Source organism: Agrobacterium sp. O3.4 (assembly GCF_041414895.1).
Classification (GTDB): Bacteria; Pseudomonadota; Alphaproteobacteria; order Rhizobiales; family Rhizobiaceae; genus Agrobacterium; species Agrobacterium cucumeris.
In genome coordinates this window covers 1051662-1078493 of record NZ_JALPZP010000001.1, presented here as the reverse complement: position 1 = coordinate 1078493, position 26832 = coordinate 1051662, and the positions used below count along the sequence as shown (strand labels likewise).

At 59.0% G+C, this 26832-nt stretch carries 27 protein-coding genes and 1 tRNA gene; 13 read left to right on the top strand and 15 right to left on the bottom strand.

Annotated elements, in window-relative coordinates:
• The first annotated feature begins 273 nt into the window (after window positions 1-273).
• From M0412_RS05240 to M0412_RS05230, 3 genes are all read left to right on the top strand, one after another.
• The gene (locus tag M0412_RS05240) at window positions 274-2772 is read left to right on the top strand and encodes a glycoside hydrolase family 2 protein (protein ID WP_269699601.1); all 2499 of its coding nucleotides are present in this window, start codon (window positions 274-276) and stop codon (window positions 2770-2772) included.
• 103 nt (window positions 2773-2875) lie between these two features.
• A complete protein-coding gene (gene mgrA, locus M0412_RS05235; protein WP_269699603.1) occupies window positions 2876-3907 on the top strand; it encodes an L-glyceraldehyde 3-phosphate reductase in 1032 nt (343 codons plus the stop codon).
• 190 nt (window positions 3908-4097) lie between these two features.
• On the top strand, window positions 4098-4424 hold the full coding sequence (locus M0412_RS05230) for an RcnB family protein (RefSeq protein WP_003525025.1): 327 nt from the start codon (window positions 4098-4100) through the stop codon (window positions 4422-4424).
• Window positions 4425-4493: 69 nt separating this feature from the next.
• On the opposite strand, the gene gndA is transcribed toward M0412_RS05230, so the two are convergent.
• The 5 genes from gndA to ccoG all read right to left on the bottom strand — a co-directional run bounded on the left by gndA (window position 4494) and on the right by ccoG (window position 10611).
• Window positions 4494-5924: an NADP-dependent phosphogluconate dehydrogenase gene (gene gndA / locus M0412_RS05225; protein ID WP_269699604.1), complete on the bottom strand. Its 1431-nt coding sequence runs from the start codon at window positions 5922-5924 to the stop codon at window positions 4494-4496.
• Window positions 5925-6087: 163 nt separating this feature from the next.
• Window positions 6088-6246 carry a cbb3-type cytochrome oxidase assembly protein CcoS gene (ccoS, locus tag M0412_RS05220; protein WP_035223387.1) on the bottom strand — a complete coding sequence of 53 codons (159 nt, stop codon included), beginning with the start codon at window positions 6244-6246 and terminating at the stop codon, window positions 6088-6090.
• Window positions 6243-8534, bottom strand: coding sequence for a cation-translocating P-type ATPase (locus tag M0412_RS05215; protein ID WP_269699605.1), 2292 nt, complete (start codon window positions 8532-8534; stop codon window positions 6243-6245). Before M0412_RS05215 ends, ccoS begins: the two co-directional genes overlap by 4 nt.
• Window positions 8531-9031, bottom strand: a complete 501-nt coding sequence (locus M0412_RS05210; RefSeq protein WP_065115620.1) for a FixH family protein — start codon at window positions 9029-9031, stop codon at window positions 8531-8533. The genes M0412_RS05215 and M0412_RS05210 overlap by 4 nt, the downstream gene beginning before the upstream one ends.
• Complete coding sequence (ccoG, locus tag M0412_RS05205; RefSeq protein WP_174024817.1) at window positions 9028-10611, bottom strand: cytochrome c oxidase accessory protein CcoG; 1584 nt, start codon at window positions 10609-10611, stop codon at window positions 9028-9030. The genes M0412_RS05210 and ccoG overlap by 4 nt, the downstream gene beginning before the upstream one ends.
• 119 nt (window positions 10612-10730) lie before the next feature.
• On the opposite strand from ccoG, the gene M0412_RS05200 reads away from it, so the two are divergent.
• The 3 genes from M0412_RS05200 to M0412_RS05190 are packed head-to-tail and all read left to right on the top strand — an operon-like array spanning window position 10731 to window position 11966.
• Complete coding sequence (locus M0412_RS05200; RefSeq protein WP_137003544.1) at window positions 10731-11135, top strand: SRPBCC family protein; 405 nt, start codon at window positions 10731-10733, stop codon at window positions 11133-11135.
• Between the two features lie 11 nt (window positions 11136-11146).
• The gene (locus tag M0412_RS05195) at window positions 11147-11503 is read left to right on the top strand and encodes a VOC family protein (RefSeq protein WP_269699607.1); all 357 of its coding nucleotides are present in this window, start codon (window positions 11147-11149) and stop codon (window positions 11501-11503) included.
• 16 nt (window positions 11504-11519) lie between these two features.
• The gene (locus tag M0412_RS05190) at window positions 11520-11966 is read left to right on the top strand and encodes a VOC family protein (RefSeq protein ID WP_269699608.1); all 447 of its coding nucleotides are present in this window, start codon (window positions 11520-11522) and stop codon (window positions 11964-11966) included.
• Between the two features lie 55 nt (window positions 11967-12021).
• Here the strand turns inward: M0412_RS05190 and ccoP are convergent, their stop codons facing one another.
• The 5 genes from ccoP to cobU form a co-directional block, all read right to left on the bottom strand.
• Window positions 12022-12885 carry a cytochrome-c oxidase, cbb3-type subunit III gene (gene ccoP, locus M0412_RS05185; RefSeq protein ID WP_137003547.1) on the bottom strand — a complete coding sequence of 288 codons (864 nt, stop codon included), beginning with the start codon at window positions 12883-12885 and terminating at the stop codon, window positions 12022-12024.
• A 3-nt stretch (window positions 12886-12888) separates the two neighbouring features.
• Window positions 12889-13041, bottom strand: a complete 153-nt coding sequence (locus M0412_RS05180) for a CcoQ/FixQ family Cbb3-type cytochrome c oxidase assembly chaperone (protein WP_003502810.1) — start codon at window positions 13039-13041, stop codon at window positions 12889-12891.
• A gap of 12 nt (window positions 13042-13053) precedes the next feature.
• A complete protein-coding gene (ccoO, locus tag M0412_RS05175) occupies window positions 13054-13785 on the bottom strand; it encodes a cytochrome-c oxidase, cbb3-type subunit II (RefSeq protein WP_137003548.1) in 732 nt (243 codons plus the stop codon).
• Between the two features lie 10 nt (window positions 13786-13795).
• Window positions 13796-15418, bottom strand: a complete 1623-nt coding sequence (ccoN, locus tag M0412_RS05170; protein WP_269699609.1) for a cytochrome-c oxidase, cbb3-type subunit I — start codon at window positions 15416-15418, stop codon at window positions 13796-13798.
• A gap of 239 nt (window positions 15419-15657) precedes the next feature.
• Window positions 15658-16179 carry a bifunctional adenosylcobinamide kinase/adenosylcobinamide-phosphate guanylyltransferase gene (cobU, locus tag M0412_RS05165; protein WP_269699610.1) on the bottom strand — a complete coding sequence of 174 codons (522 nt, stop codon included), beginning with the start codon at window positions 16177-16179 and terminating at the stop codon, window positions 15658-15660.
• A 501-nt stretch (window positions 16180-16680) separates the two neighbouring features.
• Here cobU and M0412_RS05160 point away from each other — a divergent pair.
• Entirely contained in the window at window positions 16681-17373 is a 693-nt protein-coding gene (locus tag M0412_RS05160; RefSeq protein ID WP_269699832.1) for a DUF599 domain-containing protein, read from the top strand.
• A gap of 60 nt (window positions 17374-17433) precedes the next feature.
• On the top strand, window positions 17434-18399 hold the full coding sequence (locus tag M0412_RS05155) for a heparan-alpha-glucosaminide N-acetyltransferase (RefSeq protein ID WP_269699611.1): 966 nt from the start codon (window positions 17434-17436) through the stop codon (window positions 18397-18399).
• Window positions 18400-18699: 300 nt separating this feature from the next.
• Here M0412_RS05155 and M0412_RS05150 read toward each other — a convergent pair whose 3' ends face one another.
• Both M0412_RS05150 and mgtE read right to left on the bottom strand, forming a co-directional pair.
• On the bottom strand, window positions 18700-19086 hold the full coding sequence (locus tag M0412_RS05150) for a MerR family DNA-binding transcriptional regulator (protein ID WP_046800119.1): 387 nt from the start codon (window positions 19084-19086) through the stop codon (window positions 18700-18702).
• A 69-nt stretch (window positions 19087-19155) separates the two neighbouring features.
• Window positions 19156-20583 carry a magnesium transporter gene (mgtE, locus tag M0412_RS05145; protein WP_269699612.1) on the bottom strand — a complete coding sequence of 476 codons (1428 nt, stop codon included), beginning with the start codon at window positions 20581-20583 and terminating at the stop codon, window positions 19156-19158.
• Between the two features lie 327 nt (window positions 20584-20910).
• Between mgtE and M0412_RS05140 the strand changes: the two genes are divergently transcribed.
• From M0412_RS05140 to M0412_RS05130, 3 genes are read left to right on the top strand one after another with little or no spacing between them, the layout of a single operon-like run.
• A complete protein-coding gene (locus M0412_RS05140) occupies window positions 20911-23211 on the top strand; it encodes an FdhF/YdeP family oxidoreductase (protein ID WP_269699613.1) in 2301 nt (766 codons plus the stop codon).
• The gene (locus M0412_RS05135; RefSeq protein WP_269699614.1) at window positions 23211-23510 is read left to right on the top strand and encodes a hypothetical protein; all 300 of its coding nucleotides are present in this window, start codon (window positions 23211-23213) and stop codon (window positions 23508-23510) included. The genes M0412_RS05140 and M0412_RS05135 overlap by 1 nt, the downstream gene beginning before the upstream one ends.
• A 17-nt stretch (window positions 23511-23527) precedes the next feature.
• A complete protein-coding gene (locus M0412_RS05130; RefSeq protein ID WP_269699615.1) occupies window positions 23528-24022 on the top strand; it encodes a peptide deformylase in 495 nt (164 codons plus the stop codon).
• A 3-nt stretch (window positions 24023-24025) separates the two neighbouring features.
• On the opposite strand, the gene M0412_RS05125 is transcribed toward M0412_RS05130, so the two are convergent.
• The gene (locus M0412_RS05125) at window positions 24026-24454 is read right to left on the bottom strand and encodes an OsmC family protein (protein WP_269699616.1); all 429 of its coding nucleotides are present in this window, start codon (window positions 24452-24454) and stop codon (window positions 24026-24028) included.
• Between the two features lie 123 nt (window positions 24455-24577).
• Here M0412_RS05125 and M0412_RS05120 point away from each other — a divergent pair, with 123 nt between their 5' ends.
• Window positions 24578-24745, top strand: coding sequence for a Thivi_2564 family membrane protein (locus M0412_RS05120; protein ID WP_003495928.1), 168 nt, complete (start codon window positions 24578-24580; stop codon window positions 24743-24745).
• A 66-nt stretch (window positions 24746-24811) separates the two neighbouring features.
• On the opposite strand, the gene M0412_RS05115 is transcribed toward M0412_RS05120, so the two are convergent.
• Together M0412_RS05115 and M0412_RS05110 are read right to left on the bottom strand one after the other, a co-directional pair.
• On the bottom strand, window positions 24812-25237 hold the full coding sequence (locus M0412_RS05115) for a PAS domain-containing protein (protein ID WP_142839802.1): 426 nt from the start codon (window positions 25235-25237) through the stop codon (window positions 24812-24814).
• Window positions 25238-25790: 553 nt separating this feature from the next.
• Window positions 25791-25875, bottom strand: a tRNA-Leu gene (locus M0412_RS05110).
• A 189-nt stretch (window positions 25876-26064) separates the two neighbouring features.
• Between M0412_RS05110 and lipB the strand changes: the two genes are divergently transcribed.
• Window positions 26065-26796 (top strand): lipoyl(octanoyl) transferase LipB, encoded by a 732-nt coding sequence (gene lipB, locus M0412_RS05105; RefSeq protein WP_142839804.1) that lies wholly within the window; start codon window positions 26065-26067, stop codon window positions 26794-26796.
• Window positions 26797-26832: the final 36 nt, after the last annotated feature.

The window sequence follows — 26832 nt, the reverse complement described above, 5'->3', positions numbered from 1 at the left end:
ACAAACATAACTTATTGTTATATATAAATCAATTATCGAAGAATTAGAATAAGACTACCTCTTCACCGCGTGACGTTGATGGCAGATGCATTTAACCTCGCCAGTCGGCAATCAAAGGCATGACGGCACGTTTGTTTTACGGTAACGTTGCCGAAGGGAGAAGATCGTGACGTGGAGCGAACCGGCAAAAGCCGTTTTGCCGGCATGCAGTTCCCCCAGATTCTGACACAAGCCTGCTTCACAATGCCGGGCCGTCTTTGTTGAATTCATATTATGCAGGGTCCCACCATGATCTCTTCTTCCACGCCCGAAACCACCATCGATCTGGCCGGGCTCTGGCGCCTGAGTTCGGTGGAGGGAGACCATGCCACCGAGCTTTCCGTCCCCGGCGATATTCACACCGCGCTCAAAAATGCGGACATCATTCCCGACCCCTATCACGGCGCCAATGAAAACGCGGTGCAATGGGTGGCGCAGCGGGACTGGATCATTGAGCGCACATTCATCCTCGATGAGGCCGATGCCAGCTGGTATCTCGATATCGATTATCTCGACACCGTCGCCATCGTCTTCGTCAACGATGTCCCGGTCCTGAGTGCAGACAATTGCTTCCGCCGTTACCGCCCCGATATTTCGCGCGCCGTGCGGCCGGGTGAAAACACCATCCGCATCCATTTCCATTCCAACATCGTGGCCGGTGCGGAACGTCAGGCGCGGCAGCCCTTTTATATTCCCTATCACCCCGGCAATTCACCGATCGCCAATGGCAACATGTTGCGCAAGCCGCAATGCCATTTCGGCTGGGACTGGAACATCGCCATTGCGCCGCTTGGGCTTTACGGCAAAATCCTGCTGAAACGCCTCGATACGGCCCGCATCGAGCATGTCGTCACCTCGCAGCATCATGTCGAAGGCGGCGTTGAGTTGCATGTGGCCGTGACGCTGTTTGCCGAAGGCCCGGCAAGCCTGCCGGTCTACCTCTCCCTCAACGATGAAAGACTGCGGCTCGATTGCGGCGTCGGCGCGGGCGAGACGGTGGTGCGCCACGTCTTCTTCGTGGAAAACCCGCAACTCTGGTGGCCGGCCGGCAGTGGTGAGCAGACACTCTACAGGCTGACGGTGGAATTGCCCGACGAGACCGTCACCCGCCAGATCGGCTTCAGGACCATCGAACTAGTTACGGACAAGGATGAAGCGGGCAGCCGTTTCGCTTTCCGCATCAATGGCCGGGAAATTTTCTGCCGCGGCGCCAACTGGATTCCGGCAGATGCGCTCCATTCGCTGACCAGCCGGGAAAAGACCGAAGACCTCCTCTGCTCCTCGGTCGAGGCCAACATGAACATGATCCGCGTCTGGGGCGGCGGATTTTATGAAGAAGACTGGTTCTATGATCTCTGTGATCGCCTTGGCCTTCTGGTCTGGCAGGACTTCATGTTCGCCTGCAATCTTTATCCCTGCAGCGAGGACTTTCTCGACAATGTCGAACACGAGGTCGATTACCAGGTGAAACGCCTGTCCTCGCATGCCTCCATCGCGCTCTGGTGCGGCGATAACGAGCTGGTGGGCGCGCTGACCTGGTTCGATGAATCCCGCAACAATCGTGACCGCTATCTCGTCGCCTATGATCGCCTGAACCGCACCATCGAACGGGCCCTGAAAAAGGCCGCCCCCGAAGCGCTCTGGTGGCCATCGAGCCCCGCGTCGGGTTATCTCGATTACGGCGATGCCTGGCATGCGGACGGCTCCGGCGACATGCATTACTGGTCCGTCTGGCACGAGAATAAGTCGTTCGACAACTACCGATCAGTGAAACCGCGTTTCTGCTCCGAATTCGGTTTCCAGTCCTATACATCCATGCCCGTCATCCGCACCTACGCAGAAGACAGGGACATGAACATCGCCTCCCCGGTCATCGAACTGCACCAGAAGAATGTCGGCGGCAATGAGCGGATCGCCGGCACCATGTTCCGTTATTTTCGCTTCCCCAGGGATTTCGAGAACTTCGTCTATCTGAGCCAGGTCCAGCAGGCGTTGGCCATCCGCACGGCGGTCGATTACTGGCGCTCGCTGAAACCCCATTGCATGGGCACACTTTATTGGCAGTTGAACGACACATGGCCGGTCGCCTCATGGTCGAGCCTCGATTATGGCGGCGGCTGGAAGGCGCTGCATTATGCCGCCCGACGGTTCTTCCAGCAGGTCACGGTCTCGGCCATTCCCTCCAGGGATGGGCGACAGGTGAGCTTTTCCATGGTCAACGACACGGCGGAAGATGTCGAGATCGACATGAACATCGTTGCGCTGACCATGGACGGCAACCGCGTGCCGCTGAAATCCGCCAACGGCACATGCGCGACGGACAAGGCCGCGACGCTGACCGAAATCGACATGGACAGCCTGCCGGATGGCGCCATCCTTGGATGGAGCTTCATCGCCTCCAACGGCATGACCGGCGAAGGCCATCACGTGCGCGACACCTACAAGGCGTTGGAGCTTCAGCCCGCGGGGTTGGATCTGTCAGTCGGCCCGCTGAAGAACGGTCAGTTTGAAATCGATGTCACCGCCGCCGGTCTCGCCCTCTTCGTCATGCTGGAGGCGGACCAGCCTGGGCGATATTCGGACAATCTGTTCGATCTTTCCGCCGGCGAAACGCGCCGCATCATCTTCACCCCGAAGGCGGATGGCCCCCAGCCGCATTTCCGCATCTTCGATCTTCATTCCTGCCAATCCTCGCCCAGTCCCGGCATTGAAACAATGCAGAGAAAGGCATAACCATCCCTCTGGGGAATGACAGGTGCGCCCGCACCTGTTTTCATCGGTTCAAAGGGTTGCCGGGTTCTCCGGCAGCCAGTCATCAGCAAGTGGAGGAAGACCCATGGTTTGGCAACCGGCCGAAAACCGATACGCATCCATGAAATACAATCATTGCGGCAAGACCGGCCTGAAACTGCCGGCGATTTCGCTGGGGCTCTGGCACAATTTTGGCAACGATACGCCGCACCAGACGAAACAGGCCATTTGCCGCCGCGCATTTGATCTCGGCATCACCCATTTCGATCTCGCCAACAATTACGGCCCGCCGCCCGGCAGCGCCGAAACCGCCTTCGGTGAAATCCTGAAGACGGATTTCGCCGGCTATCGCGACGAGATGATCATCTCCTCCAAGGCCGGTTACAACATGTGGCCCGGCCCCTATGGCGAATGGGGCAGCCGCAAATATCTGATCTCCTCCTGCGACCAGAGCCTGAAGCGCATGCGGCTGGACTACGTCGATATTTTCTATTCCCACCGTTTCGACCCCAACACACCGCTTGAGGAAACCTGCGGCGCGCTGGACCAGATCGTGCGCTCGGGCAAGGCGCTTTATGTCGGCATCTCGTCCTACAACTCGAAGCGCACCCGCGAGGCCGCCGCCATCCTCAAGGACCTCGGCACGCCCTGCATCATCCATCAGCCGAGCTACTCGATGATCAATCGCTGGATCGAGGAAGACGGTCTCGTCGATACGCTGGAAGAACTGGGCATCGGCTCCATCGTCTTCTCACCGCTGGCGCAGGGCATGCTGACGACGAAATATCTTGGCGGCGTGCCGGATGGCAGCCGCGCATCGCAGAGCAAGTCGCTGAACCCGGCCTTCCTCAACGAGCGCAATGTTGAAAACATCCGCTCCCTCAACAGCATTGCCGAACGCCGCGGCCAGACGCTGGCGCAGATGGCGATTGCCTGGGTTCTGCGTGGCGGCCGCATCACCTCGGCGCTGATCGGCGCAAGCCGTGTCGAACAGGTCGAGGATTGCGTCAAGGCGCTCGACAATGCCGAGTTCTCCACCGAGGAGCTGGCGGAAATCGATCGTTACGCCAGGGATGCGGACATCAACCTCTGGGCAAAATCCGCCGAACGGGTCTGATACAGGAACGGTCGCCCGGTTCCGCCGGGCGGCCTTCGCACCCCGAAACTTGCGCCAAGAAACTCAAAACAAAAGATTAACTCCCGCGCCTAAGCATTAACAACCATTACATAAATGTAATTTTAAATTCAGTTTCCGTTCATTCGTTTATTCGTAAGTTCTTCTCATCGAAACCCGAGAGGAAACTTCCATGAAAAAGTTCGTCACCATTCTTCTGGCAGCCACCGTTCTTGCAGCTCCGATGGCACAGGCCCAGAGCCGCCACGACGATCGCCATCGCGGCGTCACCGTCGAGCGTCAGGTCACCACCAAGAAAGTCATCGTCAAGAAGCACCGCTGGGATCGCGGCCAGCGCCTCTCGGCCCGTGAGCGTCGCAACATGGTGGACCGCCGTGACTACCGCCGTTACCACCTCGCTGAGCCGCGCCGCGACCAGCGCTGGGTGCGCGTCGACAACCAGTTCCTGCTGATCAACGCTGTCAGCGGCCTTATCGTCGGCCTCGCCGCTGCCCGCTGAGTTGAAGCAGCAACCGAAATGAAAAAGGCCCGCTTGCGCGGGCCTTTTGTCGTTTATCGTTTCAGCCGATCAGAAAATGTCGGCGCCGCTGCCCCATGGGCCGTGCGGCTTGTCCACACCGTCGGTGCGTTCGAAACCATGCGCGCCGAAGAAGTCGCGCTGCGCCTGAATGAGGTTGGCGCTGCCGCGACCGCGGCGATAGGCATCGAAATAGCCGAGTGCCGAAGCCAGCGCCGAAACCGGCAGGCCAGAGAGCACGGCGTAGGAAACCACGCGGCGCAGCGGCGCATCGGTATCCTTGACGATGGCGGCGAAGGCAGGCGTCACGATGAGGTTGGCCACATGCGGATCCTTGGTGAAGGCCGAGGTGATCTCATCGAGGAATTCCGAGCGGATGATGCAGCCAGCGCGCCAGATGCGGGCGATCGTCGGCATCGGCAGGTTCCAGTTGAACTCCTTCGATGCCGCCGACATGATGGCGAAGCCCTGCGCATAAGCGCCGACCTTGGCGGCCAGAAGCGCGCTTTCCAGATCGGCGATGAAGGCCTTTTTGTCAGCCGGTGCCGCCGCGAGGGTCGGCAGGCCGAAGATCTTTTCGGCAGCTTCGCGCTCATCCTTCTGCGAGGAGAGAATACGGGCAGCCACGGCCGCTTCGATGGCGGTTGCGGCGACGCCCATGTTCTGCGCCTCGATGACCGACCACTTGCCGGTGCCCTTCTGGCCGGCCTTGTCGAGGATCAGATCGACCATCGGCTTGCCGGTGATCGGATCGGCGGCGCGCAGAACCTTCTCGGTGATTTCGATCAGGTAGGAATTCAGGCGGCCCTTGTTCCATTCGGCGAAGACATCGGCGATTTCGACGGCGCTCATGCCAAGGCCATCACGCAGGATGCCGTAGATTTCGGCGATCATCTGCATGTCGGCATATTCGATGCCGTTATGGATGGTCTTGACGAAGTGGCCGGCGCCGTCATTGCCGAGCCATGCCACGCACGGATCGTCATTATATTTGGCGGAAATGGAGGTCAGCACCTTCTCGACACGCTTCCAGCTGTCTTCGGTGCCGCCAACCATGATCGACGGTCCGTGACGCGCGCCTTCTTCACCGCCGGAAACGCCCATGCCGATAAAGGTCAGGCCGCTATCATTCAGATTGTCGAAACGGCGGATCGTATCGCGGAAATTGGCATTGCCGGCATCGATCATGATGTCGCCATTGGCGAGATGGGGCTTCAGGATTTCCATCTGCTGATCAACAGGATCGCCGGCCTTGATCATGATGATGATCGGGCGCGGAGGACGAATTGCAGCGACGAATTCCTCGATGGTTTCGCAGGGAATGATCTGGCCCTGCAGTTCGCCCGCATCGGCGTAGAATTTTCGTGTAACTTCCGGGGTTCGGTTGAATACGGCAATCTTGTTGCCCTTTTCCGCGATGTTCAACGCCAGGTTCGAGCCCATGACGCCGAGACCGATCAAACCGATTTCTGCCTGTTCCACGGATGTGCCTCCATCTTGCTTTTAGGTGGTCGTGTTGTGGCACTGTAATGGACAAACGGCAAGGCTAGCCGGGACTGAAACGATTAAATTTTGATGACGCAAGTCAGCTTTGCATATTTGCGACAGGTCAAGACCAGTTCAAAACTGACCTTTTGCTTCCCCTTCAAGAGGGCCGTGGCCGGTCGTCACCATCATCGATTACCCGCCAGGCAGCCCCGTCCATATCGTCATATTGCCCTGATCGAACCGACCAGAGGAAAGCGAAAAGCCCGAGCGCGCCCAGAAACAGCGCGACGGGAATGAGATAGATCAGCATGTTCATGCCAGTTGTGCCCCCTCGCCCGCAAATCCTGTTTTTACGTCGCTCCGGGGACGGATGGTTTCCGCCGCACCGGCAAGGCGCAACGCATTGGCAACGACGATCAGTGAAGATGTCGACATCGCAATGGCCGCAATCATCGGCGTCGCATAACCGGCAATCGCAATCGGCACGGCGATGATATTATAGCCGATGGCAAGCGCGAAGTTCTGCCGGATAAGCCTTCCGGCCCGCTGAGATGTCTCGATCGCAAAAGGCACGGCATCGAGATCCTCCTGCATGAACACGAAATCGGCGGCCTGACGGCCAATATCGGCGGCGGTGGCGGGCGCCATGGAAACATGTGCAGCGGCAAGCGCCGGCGCATCGTTGATACCGTCTCCCACCATCAGCACCCTGCGCCCCTCACCGGCAAGTTCGGCGCAGCGCGCCGCCTTGTCCTTCGGCGACAGGTCCGCACGCCAGTTGCCGATCCCCAGCCGCTGCGCCATGGCGCTGACGGCGGCGGCCCGGTCACCCGAAACGATTTCCTGCATCAGGCCCCGCACTGAGAGATTACGCAAAGCCGCAACCGCACCCGCGCGCGGATTATCCTCGAAACCGAAGCTTGCCAGTTGATGGCCATCGAGCGACAGCACCACTTCCGACCGCGCATCGCCATTGTCGGTCCGTGCCTCATCCGGGCAGGCGAAACGGCGATTGCCGAGCCGGTAAATACCGGCTTCCGTCTCGGCCTCGACACCCGAGCCCGGAATTTCCCGCACCGCGTCATAGATCGGCAAGGCACCGTTATAGGCGGCATGCAGGGCTTTCGAGAGAGGATGACGCGAATGAGCGGCAAGTCCCGCCGCAATTGCCATGGTGGCCGGCTTCACATCCCCTGTCTCGACCAGTCTCGGTTTACCGACGGTCAGCGTGCCGGTCTTGTCGAACAGCACGGTGTCGATTTCGGCCAGCCGCTCCATGGCCGAGCCTTCCTTGACCATGATGCCGTGCCGAAAAAGCCGTCCAGCGGCCACCACCTGCACGACGGGAACGGCAAGGCCGAGCGCACAGGGGCAGGTGATGATGAGAACCGCAATGGCAATCAGCATCGCCTGTTTCCAGTCCCCGCCAAAAACGCCCCAGCCGATAAACGTTACCAGCGCGAGAAGATGCACCACGGGTGAATAATAGCTTGCGGCGCGGTCGGCGATACGGCGGTAACGCGCCCGCCCGCCTTCGGCCGCCTCCATCAACCCGATCACTTCCGACAGGAAGGAATCCCTTGCCGAGGCGGTCACCCGGGCGGTGAGCGAACCGGTGAGGTTGAGCGTGCCGGCCTGCAGGCTGTCGCCTGCCGCAACGCGGCGCGGCGCGCTTTCACCATTGACGATGGACATGTCGAGATCGCTGCTGCCGAAGACGACCACGGCATCCACCGCCACACGATCACCGGCCGTAATCGCAATCGACATTCCGGGTTGGACATCGGCAAGCTGGCGATATTCCCGCGTTCCATCCTCACCGATGACGGTCGCGCCGCGTGGTGACAGCCGGGCCAATCCGGCAATGGCCGAGCGCGCCTTGTCGCGCATGATATGGTCGAGCGTGCGGCCGATCAGCAGGAAGAACAGCAGCGACACGGTCGCATCGAACCAGGCATGCTCACCGTGATGGATCGTTTCCCACAGCGAAACGGCATAAGAGAGCGTGATGGCAAGCGCGATCGGCACATCCATGTTGGTGCGGCCGTGTTTCAGCGCGTTCCAGGCAGATTGATAGAAGAAACGCCCGCCATAGATCAGCGCCGGCGCGGCAATCATCGCCGAAATCCAGTGGAACATGTCGCGCGTCGCCGCATCCGCCCCCGACCAGACGGAGACGGACAGAAGCATGATATTGGCGGAGGCAAAACCGCACAGCGCCACCGCCCTTATCAGCTGCGAGCGCAACGCGTCGGAAGCATCCTGCCCGCTGGCGAAAAGATGTGTGCGGTATCCCGTCGACAGGATTGCACGGGCAATCTCGGCGGGATCGGTCCTGACGCCATTGACCTCTTCCCTCCAGACAGCCGCCACACGTTTGGACGACAGGTTCACCCGCGCGCGTTCCACCTGTGGCAAACGGTTAAGCGCAGTCTCGATGGTTGTGATGCAGGCGCCGCAATAAACATCCGGCACGCTGAGATCGGTCTGGCGCAGCCCCTGCCCCAGATCGCGGCTTGCCAGCAGCAATTCCTCCGACGATGGTGGATTGACCGGCTCGCCGAGTTGAAGCGAGCCTTCCGTTCCCGGTGCACAGCAGCTCATTGACGTCCCCTGATAACGGCAATCCGCGTGCCCTCATGCACGATAATCCGGCCGTCCTTGACGGCGGTAACCTCGACGATCCATTGCCCCGGCAGCATGTCATGTGCGCCGGTAAAGACGCCGGTGGTGGCCGGGGTCAGTTCCATGTCGAAATTCTGGCTTTCACCCACGGGCCGACGAAAATGCGCCGTCACCGTATCCGTATCGATCGGACCTTTATCCGGGTGGAAAACCTCGTAACGCACGGTCTTCTCATCCACCACGAGCCTGCCCTTGATGCCGGTTGCAGCCCGTGCCTTGGCGGCTTCCGCCTTGGCATTGAACTGCTGGCTGGCAACATAGGTATTGGGCACAACGAGCCCGCTCCAGCTGTGGACCGCATTCCAGGCCATGATCATGTTGACGGTGATGATGGTGCCGAAGAACAGCACCATGACGCCGAGCATGTGCCAGCCGGTAAAAACGAAGCCGGATGTCTGGCGATTGTTGACTGTCATTTTTTCACTCCCGGAGCATTAAAGACCGCATCGTAGCGGGCCGTTTCGTGGCCGGCCGTATCGCTGACGATGAATTCGAAGTTTTCCGCCGCCCGCGCAATATCCTTGCCCGGCAGGGTGACGAAGACCTTCAGCGTCGTCGCCTCATCCGGCTCCACCGTCACCTCGAAGGCGCGCGCGGCCGTATCCGGCATGCCGTTTATCTTCATCACCGCATTCGGAAGGCCTTCTATCGTCAGGCTCATCACGCGCGGCTGCGGCACCATGTTGAGAATGCGCACGGTATAGCCGTTACGGATCGACCCGTTCGATTCCAGCACATATTGCGGATTACGGTCATGCAGGACATTGAGCGCCAGCCGCTCGCGCGTCACCAGCGCAAACAGCATGCCGATGCCGACAGCAGCCCAGATGGCGGTATAAAGCAGCGTGCGCGGCCGGAAGATGATGCGCCAGTTGAAGTGGCGGACGCGCTTGCTGAAGCTGCCGTCCTCCTCACGCACATTGGCGGGGCGGATCGCGTATTCGCCGTTGCCGGTCGCCAGCGCCATGTTGGACTGATATTCGGACAGCGTCGCATAGGCGATAAGCCCGCGCGGCTTGCCGATCTTGTCCATCACCCCGTCACAGGCATCGATGCAGAGCGCGCAGGTGATGCATTCCAGCTGCTGCCCGTCCCTGATGTCGATGCCCATGGGACAGACCGCGACACAGGCATTGCAATCGACGCAATCGCCGATGCTCTCCCCAGCTGCCGCAGCCTTCTTGGCGTGCCGCGAGCGCGGTTCGCCGCGCCAGTCATTATAGGTAACGACAAGCGAATTCTCATCCAGCATCGCCGCCTGGATGCGCGGCCAGGGGCACATGTAGGTGCAAACCTGTTCCCGCATCAGCCCGCCGAAGACATAGGTGGTGGCGGTCAGCGTGGCGACGGTCGAGTAGGCGATCATCGGCGCCTGCCCGGTCATGAACTGCATCGCCAGTGTCGGCGCATCGGCGAAATAGAAAATCCAGGCGCCGCCGGTCAGAACGCCAATCACCAGCCAGATCGCATGTTTCAGCACCCGCTTGCGCAATTTGCCAAATGTGAAGGGCGCCGCATCCAGTTTCATGCGGGCGTTCCTGTCGCCCTCGATCGCCCGTTCGACCACCAGAAACAGGTCGACCCAGACGGTCTGCGGACAGGTGTAACCGCACCATGCGCGCCCGACGGCTGATGTGACGAGAAACAGCCCCAGCCCCGCCATGACCAGCAGGCCGGCAACAAAAAAGAACTCCTGCGGCCAGATTTCGATGAAAAAGAAATAAAAGCGCCGGTTGGCGATATCGATCAATACCGCCTGATCGGGCGCATAGGGACCGCGGTCCCAGCGCAGGAACGGCGTCAGATAATAGATGCCGAGCGTCACCAGCATCACCAGCCATTTGAACCGCCGGAACCTGCCCTCGGCGCGCTTCGGAAAAATCTTCTTGCGCGCTTCGTAAAGCGGTTTGCGCGTTTTTGCGGAATTGACGGCTTCCGCCTCCAGCCTTTCGACGGGCTGTTGCGGGCGATCCTGTCCGGCGCGATAGATGTTCATGATAGGAGTCCATTTTTATCTCCTTGCTTTCTCCCATCTCAGCGGGGAAACATCCTTGACTTACATCAAGTGACGACAAAGTGGCGCAGGGAGGGACCGCGCCGCAGAGGGAGGACGAGATGCCTGTCATGCAGTCGAGAATCATTCACCTGTCAGTCGAAAAGCCGTGGGCACAGGTCTATGGTTTCGCCTCCGACCCGCAGAACATGCCGCGCTGGGCGGCAGGTCTGGGCGGCGGGCTGAAGCCGGATGGCAACGACTGGATTGCCGATGGCGGACCGCTTGGCGAGGTGCGTGTCAATTTCGCGCCGGCCAACGAATTCGGCGTCATAGATCACGTCGTCACATTGCCTGACGGGCTGAAGGTCTATAACGCGCTTCGGGTAACGCCGAATGGCAGCGGCGCGGAAGTAAGCTTCACGCTGCTTCGGCTTGACGGCATGACGGACGAGGAGTTCGAGCAGGATGCGAGCGCGATCACGGCCGATCTCGAAACGCTGAAATCGCTGCTTGAAGCGGATTGATGGAGTAAATGATGACAGAAAATGCCAATGACCGGCGCATCGACTATGTCGAATTCAACGTCGCCGACATCGAACGCAGCAAGGAATTTTACGGCGGCGCATTCGGCTGGACCTTCAAGGATTACGGTCCGCAATATTGCGAGTTTTCCGACGGCCGCCTGACCGGCGGCTTCACCACCACCGCGCCGGTTTCGGCCAGGGGCGGACCGCTCGTCATTCTCTACGCCGCCGATATCGAGGATGTGCAGCGGCGTGTCGAAGCCGCCGGCGGCCAGATCAGCGTCGCGATCTTCGCCTTTCCCGGCGGCCGGCGTTTCCATTTCACCGATCCGGATGGATACGAAGTGGCCGTCTGGTCGACAAACTGATCGGCAGGAGCTCGCCATGACTTTGACAACACCGCCTTTTTCGTTGGTCGGTATCGATCATATCGTCTTCATCGTCGACGACATGACGCGGGCGCTCGATTTTTACCGGAACGTGCTGGGGTGCAGGGATGGTTACTCTTACCCTGCTCTCGGGATGGAACAAGTCTGGTGCGGCAATGCCCTGATCGTGCTGTGGGATGTCACGCACCCCGGTGGCACAAAGGCCGCTCCGCCCGTCTCCGGAGGTCGTAATGTCGATCACATCTGCATAGCGACCGGTCCCCTGAATCATGATGCGCTTCGCGCCCATCTGGCGAAATTTAACGTCACGATAGAACAGGAAGCCTTTCACGGTGGCGCGAGAGGAATGGGACATTCGTTCTATTTCCGTGATCCCTTCGGCAACAAGATCGAGTTGAAGGGACCAGCCGAATATCCGGATGGACGGGCGGAAAACGCCTGATCTGAACAATAAAAAAGGGCGCCTCCCCGGCGCCCTTCTTTGCATTCCACTTGCCTCATTCACCCCCACCAAGCGAATGCACGAAGATTGCCAGCTGCTTGACGGTCGTGTCACCGAGACGCTCACCCCAGGCGGGCATGACGCCATGCTTGGGCGAACGGATCTGCGAGACGATCCCCTCCTCCCCATGCGACTTCAGCCAGATCGCATCGGCCAGATTGGGCGCGCCGAATTCGCGATTGCCCTTGGCGTCTTCCCCGTGGCACGAGGCGCAATTGTCGGCAAAGAGCTGCTTGCCGGGTTCCACCAGCGCCGGGTTGGAAGGCGTGCCGGTAAGGCTGACGACATAGGCGGCGACCTCGCGGATTTCATTCGACTGGAGGATGTCACCGAAGGCCGGCATTTCCGAAGCGCGCGTATCAGGATCATCGGCAAAACGAATGCCGTGCTTCACCGTCGTGTAGATATCGTCGGCACTGCCGCCCCACATCCAGTCATCGTCATTAAGGTTGGGATAACCCTGCCCGCCTTCCGCGCCCGAACCGTGACACTGAATGCAATTGACCTTGAAAGCGGCTGCACCGCCGGAAAGGGCAAACTGCATCAGGGTCGGGTCCGCCTGAATTTCGGCAAGCGAAGAATTGGCGATTCTGTCGACATAGACGCTCTGCGCCTGTTTCGCATCGGCAATTTCGGCGGCGATTTCGCCGCGGCTGCTCCAGCCGAGCAAGCCTTTTGTTGCGCCTGATATCAGCGGGTAAGCCGGATAGGCGATGGTATAACCGATAGCCCAGAGGATCGTGAAATAAAAGGTCCAGACCCACCAGCGCGGCATGGGATTGTTCAGCTCGCGGATACCGTCCCATTCGTGGCCGGTGGTTTCGACGCCGCTGATGTCATCAATGTGTTTTTCGGACATATCCTAGTCCTCCTTGAGCGGAATGCTGGCGGCATCGTCCGCGGCCTTCTTGGAGCCGGGGCGAAGGGTAAAAACGACGACGCCGGCGAAGAACAGGGTCATGGCAAGCAGGCCCCAGCTGTCGGCGAAGTGGCGCATGGCCGTATAGGTTTCCATCGTTTCGCCTCCTCACCGGTATCCGGCGGCATCGTCATAGGTCGAGAAATCGACCAGCGTGCCGAGCATCTGCAGATAGGCGACCAGAGCATCCATTTCGGTAAGCTTGGCCGGATCGCCGTCGAAATCGCCGACCTTCGCCTTCGGGTAACGCGCCAGAAGTTCCGACGAATCCGCATTCGGATCGGCCTGGGCGACAAGATCAGCCGCGGACTTCTCAATCATCTCATCGCTATAGGGCACACCAACGGCGCGGTTGGCCTTCAGCTCCATCGAAATGTCGGTGATCTTCAGCGGCGTCGTCTTGAGGAAGGCGTATGACGGCATGATCGATTCCGGCACCACGGAGCGCGGATCGGCCAGATGCTGCACGTGCCATTCGTTCGAATAGCGATCGCCGACGCGCGCGAGGTCCGGCCCCGTGCGCTTGGAACCCCATTGGAACGGATGGTCGTACATGGATTCCGCCGCCAGGCTGTAATGCCCGTAACGTTCCACCTCGTCGCGGAACGGCCGGATCATCTGGCTGTGGCAGACGTAACATCCCTCGCGGATGTAGATGTTGCGCCCGGCCAGTTCCAGCGGCGTGTAGGGTCGCATGCCCTCCACCTTCTCGATGGTGTTTTCGAGATAAAAGAGCGGTGCGATTTCCACGATACCGCCGATGGAGACGACCAGCAGCGAGCCGACCAGAAGCAGCGTGGCGTTGCGTTCGATGACGCCGTGTTTGTCAAGTATGGACATCGGCCTCTCCTTATTCAGCAGGCTGCAGCGAAGGAGCCGCGTCCTTGCGGGCGCCCTCCTCGCGTTGATGACCGAGAATGGTCATCGTGACGTTGTAGGCCATGATCAGCGCGCCGCTGAGGAACATCAGGCCACCCAGTGCACGCATCACGTAATAGGGGAACAAGGCCGCGACCGATTCCGCGAAGGAATAGACGAGGAAGCCCTGGCTATCATATTCGCGCCACATCAGAGCCTGCTGGATGCCGGCCACCCACATGACGGCGGCGTAAACGACGATGCCGAGCGTGGCGAGCCAGAAGTGCCAGTTGACCAGTTGCAGGCTGTAGAGACGGTCCCTGCCCCAGAGTTTCGGCGTCAGGTAATAGATCGCGCCGAAGGTGATCATGCCGTTCCAGCCAAGCGCGCCGGAATGAACGTGGCCGATGGTCCAGTCGGTATAGTGGCTGAGCGAGTTGACGGCCTTGATCGACATCATCGGACCTTCGAAGGTCGCCATGCCGTAGAAGGCCACCGCCATCACCATCATGCGCACGACGGGATCGGTGCGGATCTTGTCCCATGCGCCCGAAAGCGTCATCAGGCCGTTGATCATGCCGCCCCACGAAGGCATCCACAGCATCACCGAGAACACCATGCCGAGCGTCTGCGCCCAGTCGGGCAGCGCGGTATAGTGCAGATGATGCGGGCCGGCCCAGATATACATGAAGATCAGCGCCCAGAAGTGGATGATCGACAGGCGGTAGGAATAGACCGGGCGGTTCACCTGCTTCGGAATGAAATAATACATCATGCCGAGGAAGCCAGCCGTCAGGAAGAAGCCGACGGCGTTATGGCCGTACCACCATTGCGTCAGCGCATCCTGCACGCCGGAGAACGCCGAATAGCTCTTGACGCCCAGGAACGACACGGGCACCGCCAGATTATTGACGATGTGCAACATGGCGATGGTGACGATGAAGCCGAGATAGAACCAGTTCGCCACATAGATATGTGGCTCCTTGCGCATGAAGATCGTGCCGAGGAAGGTCACGAGATAGGCGACCCAGACGATGGTCAGCCAGATATCGACATACCATTCCGGCTCCGCATATTCGCGGCCCTGGGTGATGCCGAGCAGGTAACCGGTGGCGGCCATGATGATGAAGAGATTATAACCCCAGAACACGAACCAGCCGAGATTGCCGCCGAACAGGCGCGCGCGACAGGTTCTCTGCACCACGTAAAAAGACGTGGCGATCAGCGCATTTCCGCCGAAAGCGAAGATCACCGCCGAGGTGTGCAGCGGCCGCATGCGGCCGAAATTGAAATAGGGTGCGATGTTGAGATCGGGAAAGGCAAGCTGAAGCGCCACCACGACCCCGACCAGAAAACCGACGACACCCCAGAACACGGTGGCGATGACGCCGTATTTCACCACCTCGTCGAAATATTCCGACTTGCGGCGGGCGAGCGCGGCCGGATCGACAGGCGCGAAGGAGACACGGCGCAACAGAAGCACCGTGCTGACCAGCAGTGTAAAGAACAGCACCCACATATGGGCGGCGAAAAGACTGTCATGGGAAAAAGCTGCCCCAAGCAACGCGAGAAAGGCCCCAAGGGCCACGATCGCGGTTTCTAACGTGTAATTCATTGTTGGTTTCCCCCAACGTACAAGCCGACCGACGAAAGGCAGGTTGTGCGCCTGGGAGAGCGGAAACGCGCCTTTGCGTCGGTTGGAGCATTGCCACCGGCAGGGCAACGCCACCTTGATCCAGATCAAGAAAGCAAAGCTGTCGCAGCCCCGGTAAAACAGGGCGCGGCTTTATGGAGGGAATTTGCGTAAAAACAAAAGTGCGCGGTGATGGCGATCCTGCTTTTGCAGGTGTCGCGTCAGCCCTTCATCTTCAGGGGCAGCCCGGCGGCGACGAAAAAGACGTCGTCGGCAATGGCCGCGATACGCTGGTGCAGCCGGCCGGCATGATCGCGGAATTCACGCGCCATGTGATTTTCAGGCACGATGCCAAGACCAACCTCGTTGGAGACGAGAATCAGTTTCGCTCTTGCCGGCGCCACCGCCGCCGCCAAAACGTCGAAGGCGACCTCGATATCGGCATTTTCCATCATCAGATTGGTGAGCCACAATGTCAGGCAGTCGATGAGGATGACATTCTCCGGCCGGTCGAGGCGCGCGAGCACCGAGACTACGTCGACCGGCGCTTCATGGGTCGCCCACTCGCCGCCACGCCGCGCCTGATGATGGCCGATACGGTCACGCATCTCCTCATCCCATGGCCTGCCGGTGGCCAGATAATGCAGGTTTCCGCCGGCATTTACCGCAAGATCCTCCGCAAAACGCGACTTGCCGGAGCGCGCGCCGCCAAGAATGAAAACGGAGCGGTTTTTATCTGTCATCGGAAACCTGAATGAGGAAAATGAAACGGACCGGCGTCTTTGCGATGTCGCAAGCCAGAAACAGGCGGCCATGAAGGGAACGATTCGTAGAAAAAGGCGTCCCCGGTTGTTCATGCCGGACTGCCGCTGATACCGGACCGGAGAGACAAAACCTGCCTGCGGGATGCGGGACATATCAGCCTTGGCAACTCCGGATACCGGAAACACCGGTCCTCATGAAAGGCTAGGTGCGAATGGCTGTTCTGTCAATCGGCCGGGGATAGTGCCGGGAATTTACACGGAACCGGTACGCAAAACCTCACCCGGAACCGGCAGACCTTCCGTCCGCGAAGCGATTGATAAAGCCATAGGGTTACCGGAAGGTTAGCGAAATCGCGCCATGACGAAGCTGCAACGCGGCGGCAGAATATTCGGACGGAGGGGCGGCCGCCATTGCCTTGCCATGACCTTCAAATCAATATGCTTTCGAAGATTCGCAAACAGCAAGGTGACCTGCCCGTGATGACCGTCATGGACTATATATCGATCGTCATTTTCGTCGTGCTGTGGGCTGCCTATACCCATATCACGACGGGATCGCGGCTGTTTTCGCGCGCCAGCCTCAACCAGGCCATGGCCGAACGCCGGCGCGACTGGATCATGAATTCGCTCAAACGCGACCTGAAGATGATCGACACCCAGATCATGGCCGGTCTGCAGAACGGCACGGCCTTCTTCGCCTCCACCTCCATCTTCGCAATCGGCGGCTGTTTTGCCCTGCTCGGCGCCACCGAGCAGGTCGAATCGGTGTTTCGCGACATGCCGTTCGTGCATTATTCCGGACGCACGGCTTTCGAGCTGAAGGTTATCGGGCTCACCTGTCTGTTCGGTTATTCCTTCTTCAAATTCGGCTGGTCTTACCGCCTGTTCAACTATTGCACGATCCTGTTCGGCGCCATTCCGATGGTCCATGATGCGAGTTCCGACCGCGTGGCGGCCGAGCGCGCCGCCGAAAACGTCATAAAGATGAACATCATCGCTGCTAAGAACTTCAATGATGGCCTGCGGACGATCTTTCTGTCCATCGGTTATCTCGGTTGGTTCATCAGCCCCTATGTCTTCATTGCCAGCACCGTGATCATCATCGTGGCGCTCTTGCGCCGGCAGTTCTTTTCCGAGGCGCGTCGCGCCATCATGGAAGACAGCAGGCCTTGAAATAGCCGCACTTCAAGGGCCAAGCCCGAATGAATACCGGTCTCGTGAAAAGCGGAAAACATGGATAAAAACGCAGCCATCACCGAAACCAGCCGCAGGGGCCGCATAGGCGGTCTTGATACCCTGCGCGGGCTGGCGCTTCTCGCCATGGCATCCTACCACTTCACGTGGAACCTGGAATATTTCGGTTATCTCGAACCCGGCACGGCAACCACGGGCCTGTGGAAGCTTTACGCCCGCGGCATCGCCACCTCATTCCTGTTTCTGGCCGGTTTCAGCCTGTTTCTCGCCCATGGCAAAGGCCTGAACTGGCCGTCCTTCGGCAAGCGTTTCGCCATGGTGGCAGGTTCGGCGCTGCTGATTACCGCCGCCACCTATTTCGCCTTTCCCGACAGTTTCATCTTCTTCGGCATCCTGCATAATATCGCCGCCGCAAGCCTCGTCGGGCTGCTGTTCCTGCGCGCACCAGCGCTGGTGACGCTGCTTTTCGCGGTGATCGCCTTCGTGTTGCCGCAATATCTGCAATCCGATCTCTTTAATGCGAAATGGCTGGCCTGGATCGGCTTTTCCACCATGCCGCCCCGCTCCAACGACTATGTGCCGTTGCTGCCCTGGCTCGCCCCGTTCCTCGCCGGACTTGGCGTTTCGCAATTTGTCACCCCTCGCGGCTGGCTGGATCGCTTTCGCAACCCCAGCTCACCACGCAATCTGGTTGCCAGCGCCGGCCGGCACAGCCTGGCCTTCTACCTCATTCATCAGCCAGTACTGATCGGCGTCGTTTATGTCCTGTCGGTCTTGGCACCGCCTCCTCCCGTGGATCAGGTGGAGCTTTACAAATCCAGCTGCGAAAAAAGCTGTGTCGAACAGGCGAACGGGGTGGAACTGTGCCAACGTTTCTGCGGCTGCACGCTGGAGAAACTGCAGGCGGAAAGCCTGTTTGACATCATGATGGAAGGCAAGCTCAGCGCCGATCAGCAGACGAAGGTCAGCGAACTGGCACAGCAGTGTACGGTTGAGGCGCAGTAAGGGGAACCATCAGGTATTGCCGCCGCTTTGCCGGACGCTCGATAAGGGCGGCGACATTGCCCCTCGTTTCTTCTCCTCGCAGGAGAGAAGGTGGTCCGAAGGGTCGGATGAGGGGGAAACGTTGCCGGATTTCGGAGAGCTTGCCCCCTCATCCCGCTGCCGCGGACTTCTCCCCGGCGGTGAGAAGAAACAAGCGGCTATCGCCCGCTCCAGATATCACCTCACAATTTGCTGTCTCAGAAGTGAAATCAGAGGCGCAGATGTTTTATCTTTTATGAAGCGGGAGCTATCGAGCTATGCTCACGTCCCGACGCCGATTTCGGCAAGCCGCGTCAGACAGGCCTCTTCGACATTGTCGAGTTCCGCTAGCGTCTCCTCGATGTCCTTGCGCTTCTGCCTGAGATCGGCGCGCTTTTCATCGACCTTCTTCATCAAAAGCACAAGCTGACCCGATTCGCCTGGCGGCTCCTTGTAGACGTGAATGATCTCGCGAATTTCGGCTATCGTAAATCCAATACGGCGGCCGCGCAGGATTTCCTGAATGAGACGACGGTCGGCGGCCCTGAAAAGCCGTGTGCGACCGCGGCGCTCAGGGTGAATGAGGCCCTCATCCTCGTAAAAACGCAAGGTGCGGGTGGAAACACCGAATTCGCGTGTCAGTTCGGTTATGCTATAATACTTGTCCAAGGGCCTATCCGATTCATCACCGGATAATATTATTTGACCTTCACGTAAAAGTCAATTTTCGCCACCCGCCTACCCGGAAATACCATACCACCAAGTTGCGATGCCCAGAAAGGCAAAAAAGCCGACGATATCGGTGACCGCAGTCACGAACACCGCCGAAGAAACGGCAGGATCAGCCCCGAACTTGTCCAGAACCAGCGGAATGAGAATGCCGGCCAGCGCCGCCGCCAGCATGTTGAGGCACATGGCCGTGGCGATGATGCCGCCAATATGGATATCCTGAAACCAGATTCCGGCAACGATGCCAATGGCGCAGCCGAACAACATGCCGTTCAGGATACCGACACCCGCTTCGCGCCGGATGATGCGCGCGGCGTTGTGAATATCGAGGCTTTTGGTGGCCAGCGCCCGCACCGACACCGTCATGGTCTGCGATCCCGCATTGCCGCCCATGCCGGCCACCGCCGGCATCAGGATTGCCAGTGCAATGATCTGCTGGATCGTCGCATCGAACAGGCTGATGACCGAGGCGGACAGAAAGGCGGTGAGCAGGTTGACCGCAAGCCACGGCACACGCGAGCGCGAGGTGCTGACGATACTATCCGACAGCTCTTCATCACCCACACCGCCGAGGCGCAGCAAGTCCTCTTCAGCCTCTTCCTGAATGACGTCGACCACATCATCGATGGTCAGCACGCCGACCAGCCGGCCGTTATTGTCGACCACGGCGGCGGACAGAAGGTCATATTGCTCGAAAAGCTGCGCCGCCTCTTCCTGGTCCATTTCGGCCGGAATGGAGTGGTTGGTCTCGTGCATGATCGTTTCGATCTTCACCTGCCGCTTGGCGCGCAGCACCTTGTCGAGATCGAGCGCGCCGACCAGCTTGAAGGTGGGATCGATGACGAATATCTGCGAGAAAGATTCCGGGAGCTCCTCCTCCTCGCGCAGATAATCGATGGTCTGGCCGACGGTCCAGAACGGCGGCACGGCGACGAATTCCGTCTGCATACGGCGACCGGCCGAGCTTTCCGGATAATCCAGCGCCCGCATCAGTCGCACCCGCTCGGTAAACGGCAGCTGCGAGAGAATATCCTCGCGATCGTCATCATCGAGATCTTCGAGAATGTAAACGGCGTCGTCCGAATCCAGCTCGCCGATACCGGCGGCGATCTGCTCGTTCGACATCTGGTCGACGATATCGAGGCGGATGCCTTCATCCACCTCGGTCAGCGCCGTCATGTCGAAATCGGAACCGAGAAGCCGCACGAGTGCGTGGCGCTGTTCGGGCAGAATGGATTCCAGCACGTCGCCGAGTTCGGACTCATGCAGCCGCGCCACATTCTTGCGCAGGAAAAGCAGGTCGCGGTCGGCAATCGCCGCCCCCACCATCGCCAGAAAATCCGAACGGACGGACCCGTCCTCGGCATAGATGTCGGAGGGTGCTTCTGTCGGCCTCAACTCTTCGGGAGCGGCAAGATCGTCGTCACGGTCTGTCATCTGGCGTCCCCCTATTCTTAAAATGCCGCAGTGCACGAATGCGCAGGCAGAATGGCGTTAAAAAGCGCATTGTCAACAACCGGATAGGCGGAAAACAACAAGCCTCGCAACTGCGACGAAAATGTCATGAACCGCCCTTTCGCGCGACAATAATCCACGAGCGCCGCACTTCGCACAACGCCCCGCAATGCCCGACTGTTCCGCAGAAAACGGCAAGTTAAAGATTGACATATGTCGCCTAAAGACGATTCTGAAGAAGCTTCTTTACATATGATCGGCCTCATTCGCCACATGGCCGATCACGCAGATTTCAGGAAAAATACAGCAATGAGCAAGACGGATTTCATCGGCAAGGCATCTTCGGCCGCAGGCGGCTGGGGCGCGCTGAAAAGCGTGGGCAAACGGCTTATGGAATCCGGTGCGCCGCTTTCTGGCGCGCGTGCGCTGTTGAAGGCAAACCAGCCTGATGGTTTCGATTGCCCCGGTTGCGCATGGGGCGATCCCGAACACGGATCTTCCTTCGAATTCTGCGAAAACGGCGTCAAGGCGGTGGCATGGGAAGCGACGGAAGCCCGGGTGCCGCCGGATTTCTTCGCCACCCGCACCGTCTCCGAATTGCGCGGCTGGTCCGACTATGAGCTGGAAAAACAGGGTCGCCTAACCCACCCGATGCGTTACGACCGGGCGACCGACAAATATCTGCCTGTCTCCTGGGACGACGCCTTTGCCGAAATCGGCCGGATTCTCAACAGCCTCGACAATCCGAACCGGGCGGAATTTTATACATCCGGCCGCGCCTCCAACGAGGCCGCCTTCATTTATCAATTGATGGTCCGGCTTTTCGGCACCAACAATTTCCCCGATTGTTCCAACATGTGCCACGAGGCAAGCGGTGTTGGCCTGAAAGCCTCGATCGGTGTCGGCAAGGGCACGGTGCTGCTGGAGGATTTCGAGCACGCCGATGCGATTTTCGTCATCGGCCAGAACCCCGGCACCAACCACCCGCGCATGCTGGGTGATCTGCGCCGGGCAGCCCTTCGTGGCGCGAGGATTGCTGTCTTCAATCCCATTCGCGAAAAAGGTCTGGAGCGTTTTGCCGATCCGCAGGACAAGATCGAGATGATCACCGGCAGCAACACCAGGATCGCTACCAACTATTACCAGCCGCGACAGGGCGGCGACATGGCGGCCGTGCGCGGCATGAGCAAGGCGGTCTTCGCCGCCGACGATGCCGCAAGGGCTGCGGGTGAAGACGCCATCATCGATTACGATTTCATCGCCGAACATGCGGTGGAGTTCGAGGCCTACCGCGCTGCCGTGGAGGCGACAAGCTGGGAAACCATTCTCGACCAGTCGGGCCTCACCCGCGCGGAAATCGAGGAAGCAGCACGCATCTACATGAATGCCGGTTCCGTCATCGCCACATGGGCCATGGGCGTCACCCAGCACCGCCACTCGGTCATCATTGTCCGCGAAATCACCAATTTCATGTTGCTGCGCGGCAATATCGGCCGTCCCGGCGCCGGCCTCTGCCCGGTGCGCGGCCACTCCAACGTGCAGGGCGACCGTACCGTCGGCATCGATGAAAAAGCCCCACCTGCCCTTCTCGATGCGCTGGAGAAGGAACTCGGCATTCCCATGCCACGCAAGCCCGGCCACAACACCGTCGAGGCCGTGGCCGCCATGCTGGATGGCGAGGCTCAGACCTTTATCGCGCTTGGCGGTAATTTCATGCGGGCGACACCCGACAGCCCGCTGATCGTCAAGGCGTTCGAAAAGCAGAAGCTGACGGTCAATATCGCCACCAAGCTCAACCATTCGCATCTGGTGCCGGGCGAAACCTCCTTCGTCCTGCCCTGTCTCGGGCGAACGGAAATCGATCTGAATTCATTGGGCCGTCCGCAGATCGTCACCGTCGAAGATTCCATGAGCATGGTGCATGGTTCCGGCGGCATCAACCCGCCCGCTTCGAACGAACTGCGTTCCGAAGTCGCCATCGTCGCAGGCATTGCACAGGCAACCCTCGGCAATGTCCATGTGAACTGGAAGGCACTCGCCGATGACTACGATCTCATTCGCGACATGATCGAGCGGGTCATTCCCGGTTTCGACAATTTCAACGAACGCGTCCGCGTGCCGCGCGGTTTTCGTCTGCGCAACACGGCGTCTGAACGGGAATGGAACACGCCGGCGAAAAAGGCGACCTTCTATAGCGGCCCACTGCCCGAAAAGACCGAACACCAGCAGGCGCTGACGCGCGACGACCTCTTCGTGCTGCAGACCTTCCGCAGCCACGATCAGTACAACACCACCATCTACGGCATGGATGATCGCTATCGCGGCGTCTATGGCGAACGCCACGTCATCTTCATGAACACGAAGGACATGGAGACGCTCGGCGCCCATTCCCGCCAGCGTGTGGATGTCATCGGCGAATATGGCGACGGCGTCGAGCGCATAGCCGAGAATTTCCGGCTGGTGCCCTATAATATCCCGCAGGGCAGCGTCGGCGGCTATTATCCGGAACTGAACGTGCTGGTGCCGCTGTCGAGTTATGGTGATGGCAGCTTCACACCAACATCGAAATCGGTGCTGGTCTCCATCCGCCTGCGACCGGGTGCCTCCTGATGGATGACGAGCAATCCGCTGCCGCCTTCATGGCGGCGGTGGAACAGATTAAAGGGCAATCGCAGGAAATGACGGCCACGGGTGCCGCAATCCTTCTGGCAATCCATCTCGATATTGCCACCGACAGCCGCAGCATCGCCAACCGGCTGGGGCTTGCGCATGCCCTCGTTCTGCGCGAAATCACTGCCCTGTCACCCCGCTTCGTGCGGGTCACGAAACGCGATGCCCGCACGCAGCGCAGCTTCTTGCAGGCAACGGCGGAAGGACAGGCACTGGCCGCGTCCTCCTCCCGGATTTGAAAAGAACGGAGCATCCCTTGGCAATCAGGCCAATCCTGCCCTATCCTCATGCCGGCCTGTCCGAAATCTGCGCGCCGGTCACCGCTTTTGATGATCATCTGCAAAATCTGGTGACGGATCTGATCGACACCATGCGCGCCGCCCCCGGTGTCGGCATCACCGCGGCCCATATCGGCATAAAACAACGCGTTTTCGTGCTGGAACTGACGCCGGGTACCGTTCTGACCTACGTCAATCCTGAAATCATAACCCGGTCCACCCAGACCATGCGCCATATGGAGGGCAGCGTTTCCATGCCCGGTTTTACGGATGAGGTGGAGCGGCCGGATAAGGTCGAGGTACGGTTTCAGGATATATCAGGTGCGGAGCACCGGCAGACCGCCGAAGGATTTCACGCCATCTGCATTCAGCATGAAATCGACCAGCTGGATGGCATTTTCTGGCTTAAACGCCTTTCGAAGCTGAAGCGCGACCGGCTGGTGAAAAAATGGGAAAAGTCTCGCAAGCCGTGATGATCAGTCGGCAATCGACAGCACGAATTCAGCGTCACCCTTCAGTGTGTTACTGACGGTGCAGATATCCTCGGCCGCATGGGCGAGCGCGGTGCGGGTCGCGTCGTCGAAATCCCCGGCAAACTCGACCTTGATATCGAAACGGATGATGCGATAGGGCTCCGCGGCGGATTTTTCACCGGAGACCTCAACGACGACACCCTCGAAACGATCAAGCAATCCCATTTGGCTTGCCGCGATTCGGGCGCTGAGCGCCAGACAGGCGGCGAGTGAGGAGTAGAGGAGATCGATCGGGTTAAATCCCCGTTCCGAGACACCGGTGACGATCTCCAGCGCGCCGCCGGTCACCGTCGAAATAGCGGGGCGACCAAGCCGCCCGAGTTTGGCGGCAGCGCCAACTGGTCTCGATTTCACCTTCGCACCATCGGCCATTCAAACAAATCCTAATTTAATCGCGTGCAACTGAACGCATGGAACAAAAATCTATCTGGCGCTTTTTACTCACACAACGGTGAACGACCGTTGAAACCTTTATTTTACAGGGAGCTGGGACATATGGTTACATCTACGCTCGTCAGCATTTTGATCACCTTCCTGGTGATCGTGCTCGTATTGTGGCTCATCGCACGACTGCCAGTCGGCGGCGGCGCGAAACAGATCGCGCAGATCATCGTCATCATCATCGGCATTATTTCACTGCTGAAATATCTCGCGGTCTTCTGATGTCCCGGTGAAGCGCGAACGGAAAAAGGCGGCGAAAGCCGCCTCTTTTTGTTGGAGACTCTCGACCTACTGTCGAGGCTCGAACTGATAGGGTTTCTTGAGCGTAATATCCCGAACGCTGCCAATACCCAGAAACGGCGTATTGTCGGCATCAAAAATCGCCCTGCCCTTCGCCAAAATCCAGCGGACTGAACCATCTGGCAAATTGACCTTGTAACGTTGATCGAAGAACACACCGGTGGTTATGCTGTCGAAAATAGCCTGGGCCACCCGATCGCGCATTTCCACATCAATTTTTTCAAGGACTTCCTCGATCGTCACCCCGCGCGACGCCGCCGGTTCGGAAAAACCGTGGCATTCCGCAGTCACCGCATCCATGATCAGCCTGTTATCGGAAATGCTCCACATGTAATAACCGAGCGCATCGTCCGAATCCGTCTTGTCTCCCAGCACGAAAACCCCCGGACATTTTTTTCTGACAAAAGCTAACACCAGACCTCTAATATTCCACCCCTCGTTTTTGTAGGGGTAACCGCCCGGCTACTGCAGCGTGCATCGATATCCACCGAAATTTTATAATGAGTGAATCCATATATCGTTCTCAAAGCCACGATAAATCCCGAAGAGATATCGCAAAGCCCCCCGCCTGCACCTACATAGCTTTTCGATATCATTTCGAAGGAGGTCAATATGCTGCGAACCGCTCTTACTTTTGGACTGCTGACGACAACTGTCGTTCTCGCAGGTTGTCAGACGTGGGAAAGTCCATATCGCGGAAGCGGCTGGCGAATGGATCAGGTCATGGATGGTGACCCATATCGCGTCGGCGATGGAAACCATCAGGAAAACGGGACCGCTTCGAATATTATTCGACGCTGAACCGTGACTGGCGATACATAATTTTCCGCCCTTAAAGCATAGCGCTCCGGCTGTACATTAACGCAGCCGGATTACGCCAGATCTACACCGATGGAACTTACCGCTTAGCAAAGCGAAGGTCTAACCAATTGGCCAAAAAGAAAAAACCCGCCGAAGCGGGTTTCTTTGGTGCGGTCGAGAAGACTCGAACTTCCACGGGTTGCCCCACAGCGACCTCAACGCTGCGCGTCTACCAATTCCGCCACGACCGCATCGTGGTAGATGTCAACTTGCGCCGACGGGGGTGCATGTAGCAAAAGGATTTTCGGTGCACAAGAGCGTCGTGACAGTTTTTTGAAATTAAAAATCGCCCCGACCCACCCTATATGCAGGAAGCCCGGAAATGCTGGGGTTGCCGCCTTGTCGCCATTTTGCGAGAAGGCTGTGGAAAGGACTTTTTCATGCTCACACGCACGGATATCGAGACAAATATGTTCCCCCTCGCCGGTTCGCCGCCCGTTCGCTGGCGAATCTCGGAAGGTCTCGTCCCTTACGGACAGGCGATCGAGGAAATGGAGCGCGAAGTTGCAGCCATCGCCAGCGGCGAGGCGGACGAACTTGTCTGGCTTCTTGAGCATCCGCCGCTTTATACCGCTGGCACCAGCGCCGATGCCGCCGATCTCATCGAGCCGGACCGTTTTCCCGTCTTCGCCACCGGTCGTGGCGGCGAATATACCTATCATGGCCCGGGGCAGCGGGTCGTTTACGTCATGCTGGACCTGAAACGACGCCGGCAGGATGTCCGCGCCTATGTGGCGGCGCTGGAAGACGTGATCATCCGCACGCTGGACAAGATGAATGTTCGCGGCGAGCGGCGCGAAGATCGGGTCGGCGTCTGGGTCAGGCGGCCTGAAAAACCGTTACTGCCGGGCGGCGGCATGGCCGAGGACAAGATTGCCGCACTCGGTATCAGGCTGCGCAAATGGGTGAGCTTCCACGGGCTATCGATCAATGTCGACCCTGACCTCGGGCATTTCTCCGGCATCGTTCCCTGCGGCATCAGCGCCTATGGCGTCACCAGCCTTGTCGATCTCGGATTGCCGGTTATGATCGGCGATGTCGACGTTCTGCTGCGTGAGGCCTTCGAGGAGGTTTTCGGACCGGCAGCGCCCGAAACCGGCGCAGGCGGCTAATCCCACCGCAACCTTTGTCGCAGGCCGGTGTTTGAT

What these genes read in the sequence shown, in the direction of transcription:
- M0412_RS05240 (WP_269699601.1), top strand. Translation starts at nt 274, where the DNA reads ATGCAGGGTCCCACCATGATCTCTTCTTCCACGCCCGAAACCACCATC.
- mgrA (WP_269699603.1), top strand. Translation starts at nt 2,876, where the DNA reads ATGGTTTGGCAACCGGCCGAAAACCGATACGCATCCATGAAATACAAT.
- M0412_RS05230 (WP_003525025.1), top strand. Translation starts at nt 4,098, where the DNA reads ATGAAAAAGTTCGTCACCATTCTTCTGGCAGCCACCGTTCTTGCAGCT.
- ccoS (WP_035223387.1), bottom strand. Translation starts at nt 6,246, where the DNA reads ATGAACATGCTGATCTATCTCATTCCCGTCGCGCTGTTTCTGGGCGCG.
- M0412_RS05215 (WP_269699605.1), bottom strand. Translation starts at nt 8,534, where the DNA reads ATGAGCTGCTGTGCACCGGGAACGGAAGGCTCGCTTCAACTCGGCGAG.
- M0412_RS05210 (WP_065115620.1), bottom strand. Translation starts at nt 9,031, where the DNA reads ATGACAGTCAACAATCGCCAGACATCCGGCTTCGTTTTTACCGGCTGG.
- ccoG (WP_174024817.1), bottom strand. Translation starts at nt 10,611, where the DNA reads ATGAACATCTATCGCGCCGGACAGGATCGCCCGCAACAGCCCGTCGAA.
- M0412_RS05200 (WP_137003544.1), top strand. Translation starts at nt 10,731, where the DNA reads ATGCCTGTCATGCAGTCGAGAATCATTCACCTGTCAGTCGAAAAGCCG.
- M0412_RS05195 (WP_269699607.1), top strand. Translation starts at nt 11,147, where the DNA reads ATGACAGAAAATGCCAATGACCGGCGCATCGACTATGTCGAATTCAAC.
- M0412_RS05190 (WP_269699608.1), top strand. Translation starts at nt 11,520, where the DNA reads ATGACTTTGACAACACCGCCTTTTTCGTTGGTCGGTATCGATCATATC.
- ccoP (WP_137003547.1), bottom strand. Translation starts at nt 12,885, where the DNA reads ATGTCCGAAAAACACATTGATGACATCAGCGGCGTCGAAACCACCGGC.
- M0412_RS05180 (WP_003502810.1), bottom strand. Translation starts at nt 13,041, where the DNA reads ATGGAAACCTATACGGCCATGCGCCACTTCGCCGACAGCTGGGGCCTG.
- ccoO (WP_137003548.1), bottom strand. Translation starts at nt 13,785, where the DNA reads ATGTCCATACTTGACAAACACGGCGTCATCGAACGCAACGCCACGCTG.
- ccoN (WP_269699609.1), bottom strand. Translation starts at nt 15,418, where the DNA reads ATGAATTACACGTTAGAAACCGCGATCGTGGCCCTTGGGGCCTTTCTC.
- cobU (WP_269699610.1), bottom strand. Translation starts at nt 16,179, where the DNA reads ATGACAGATAAAAACCGCTCCGTTTTCATTCTTGGCGGCGCGCGCTCC.
- M0412_RS05160 (WP_269699832.1), top strand. Translation starts at nt 16,681, where the DNA reads ATGACCGTCATGGACTATATATCGATCGTCATTTTCGTCGTGCTGTGG.
- M0412_RS05155 (WP_269699611.1), top strand. Translation starts at nt 17,434, where the DNA reads ATGGATAAAAACGCAGCCATCACCGAAACCAGCCGCAGGGGCCGCATA.
- mgtE (WP_269699612.1), bottom strand. Translation starts at nt 20,583, where the DNA reads ATGACAGACCGTGACGACGATCTTGCCGCTCCCGAAGAGTTGAGGCCG.
- M0412_RS05140 (WP_269699613.1), top strand. Translation starts at nt 20,911, where the DNA reads ATGAGCAAGACGGATTTCATCGGCAAGGCATCTTCGGCCGCAGGCGGC.
- M0412_RS05135 (WP_269699614.1), top strand. Translation starts at nt 23,211, where the DNA reads ATGGATGACGAGCAATCCGCTGCCGCCTTCATGGCGGCGGTGGAACAG.
- M0412_RS05125 (WP_269699616.1), bottom strand. Translation starts at nt 24,454, where the DNA reads ATGGCCGATGGTGCGAAGGTGAAATCGAGACCAGTTGGCGCTGCCGCC.
- M0412_RS05120 (WP_003495928.1), top strand. Translation starts at nt 24,578, where the DNA reads ATGGTTACATCTACGCTCGTCAGCATTTTGATCACCTTCCTGGTGATC.
- lipB (WP_142839804.1), top strand. Translation starts at nt 26,065, where the DNA reads ATGCTCACACGCACGGATATCGAGACAAATATGTTCCCCCTCGCCGGT.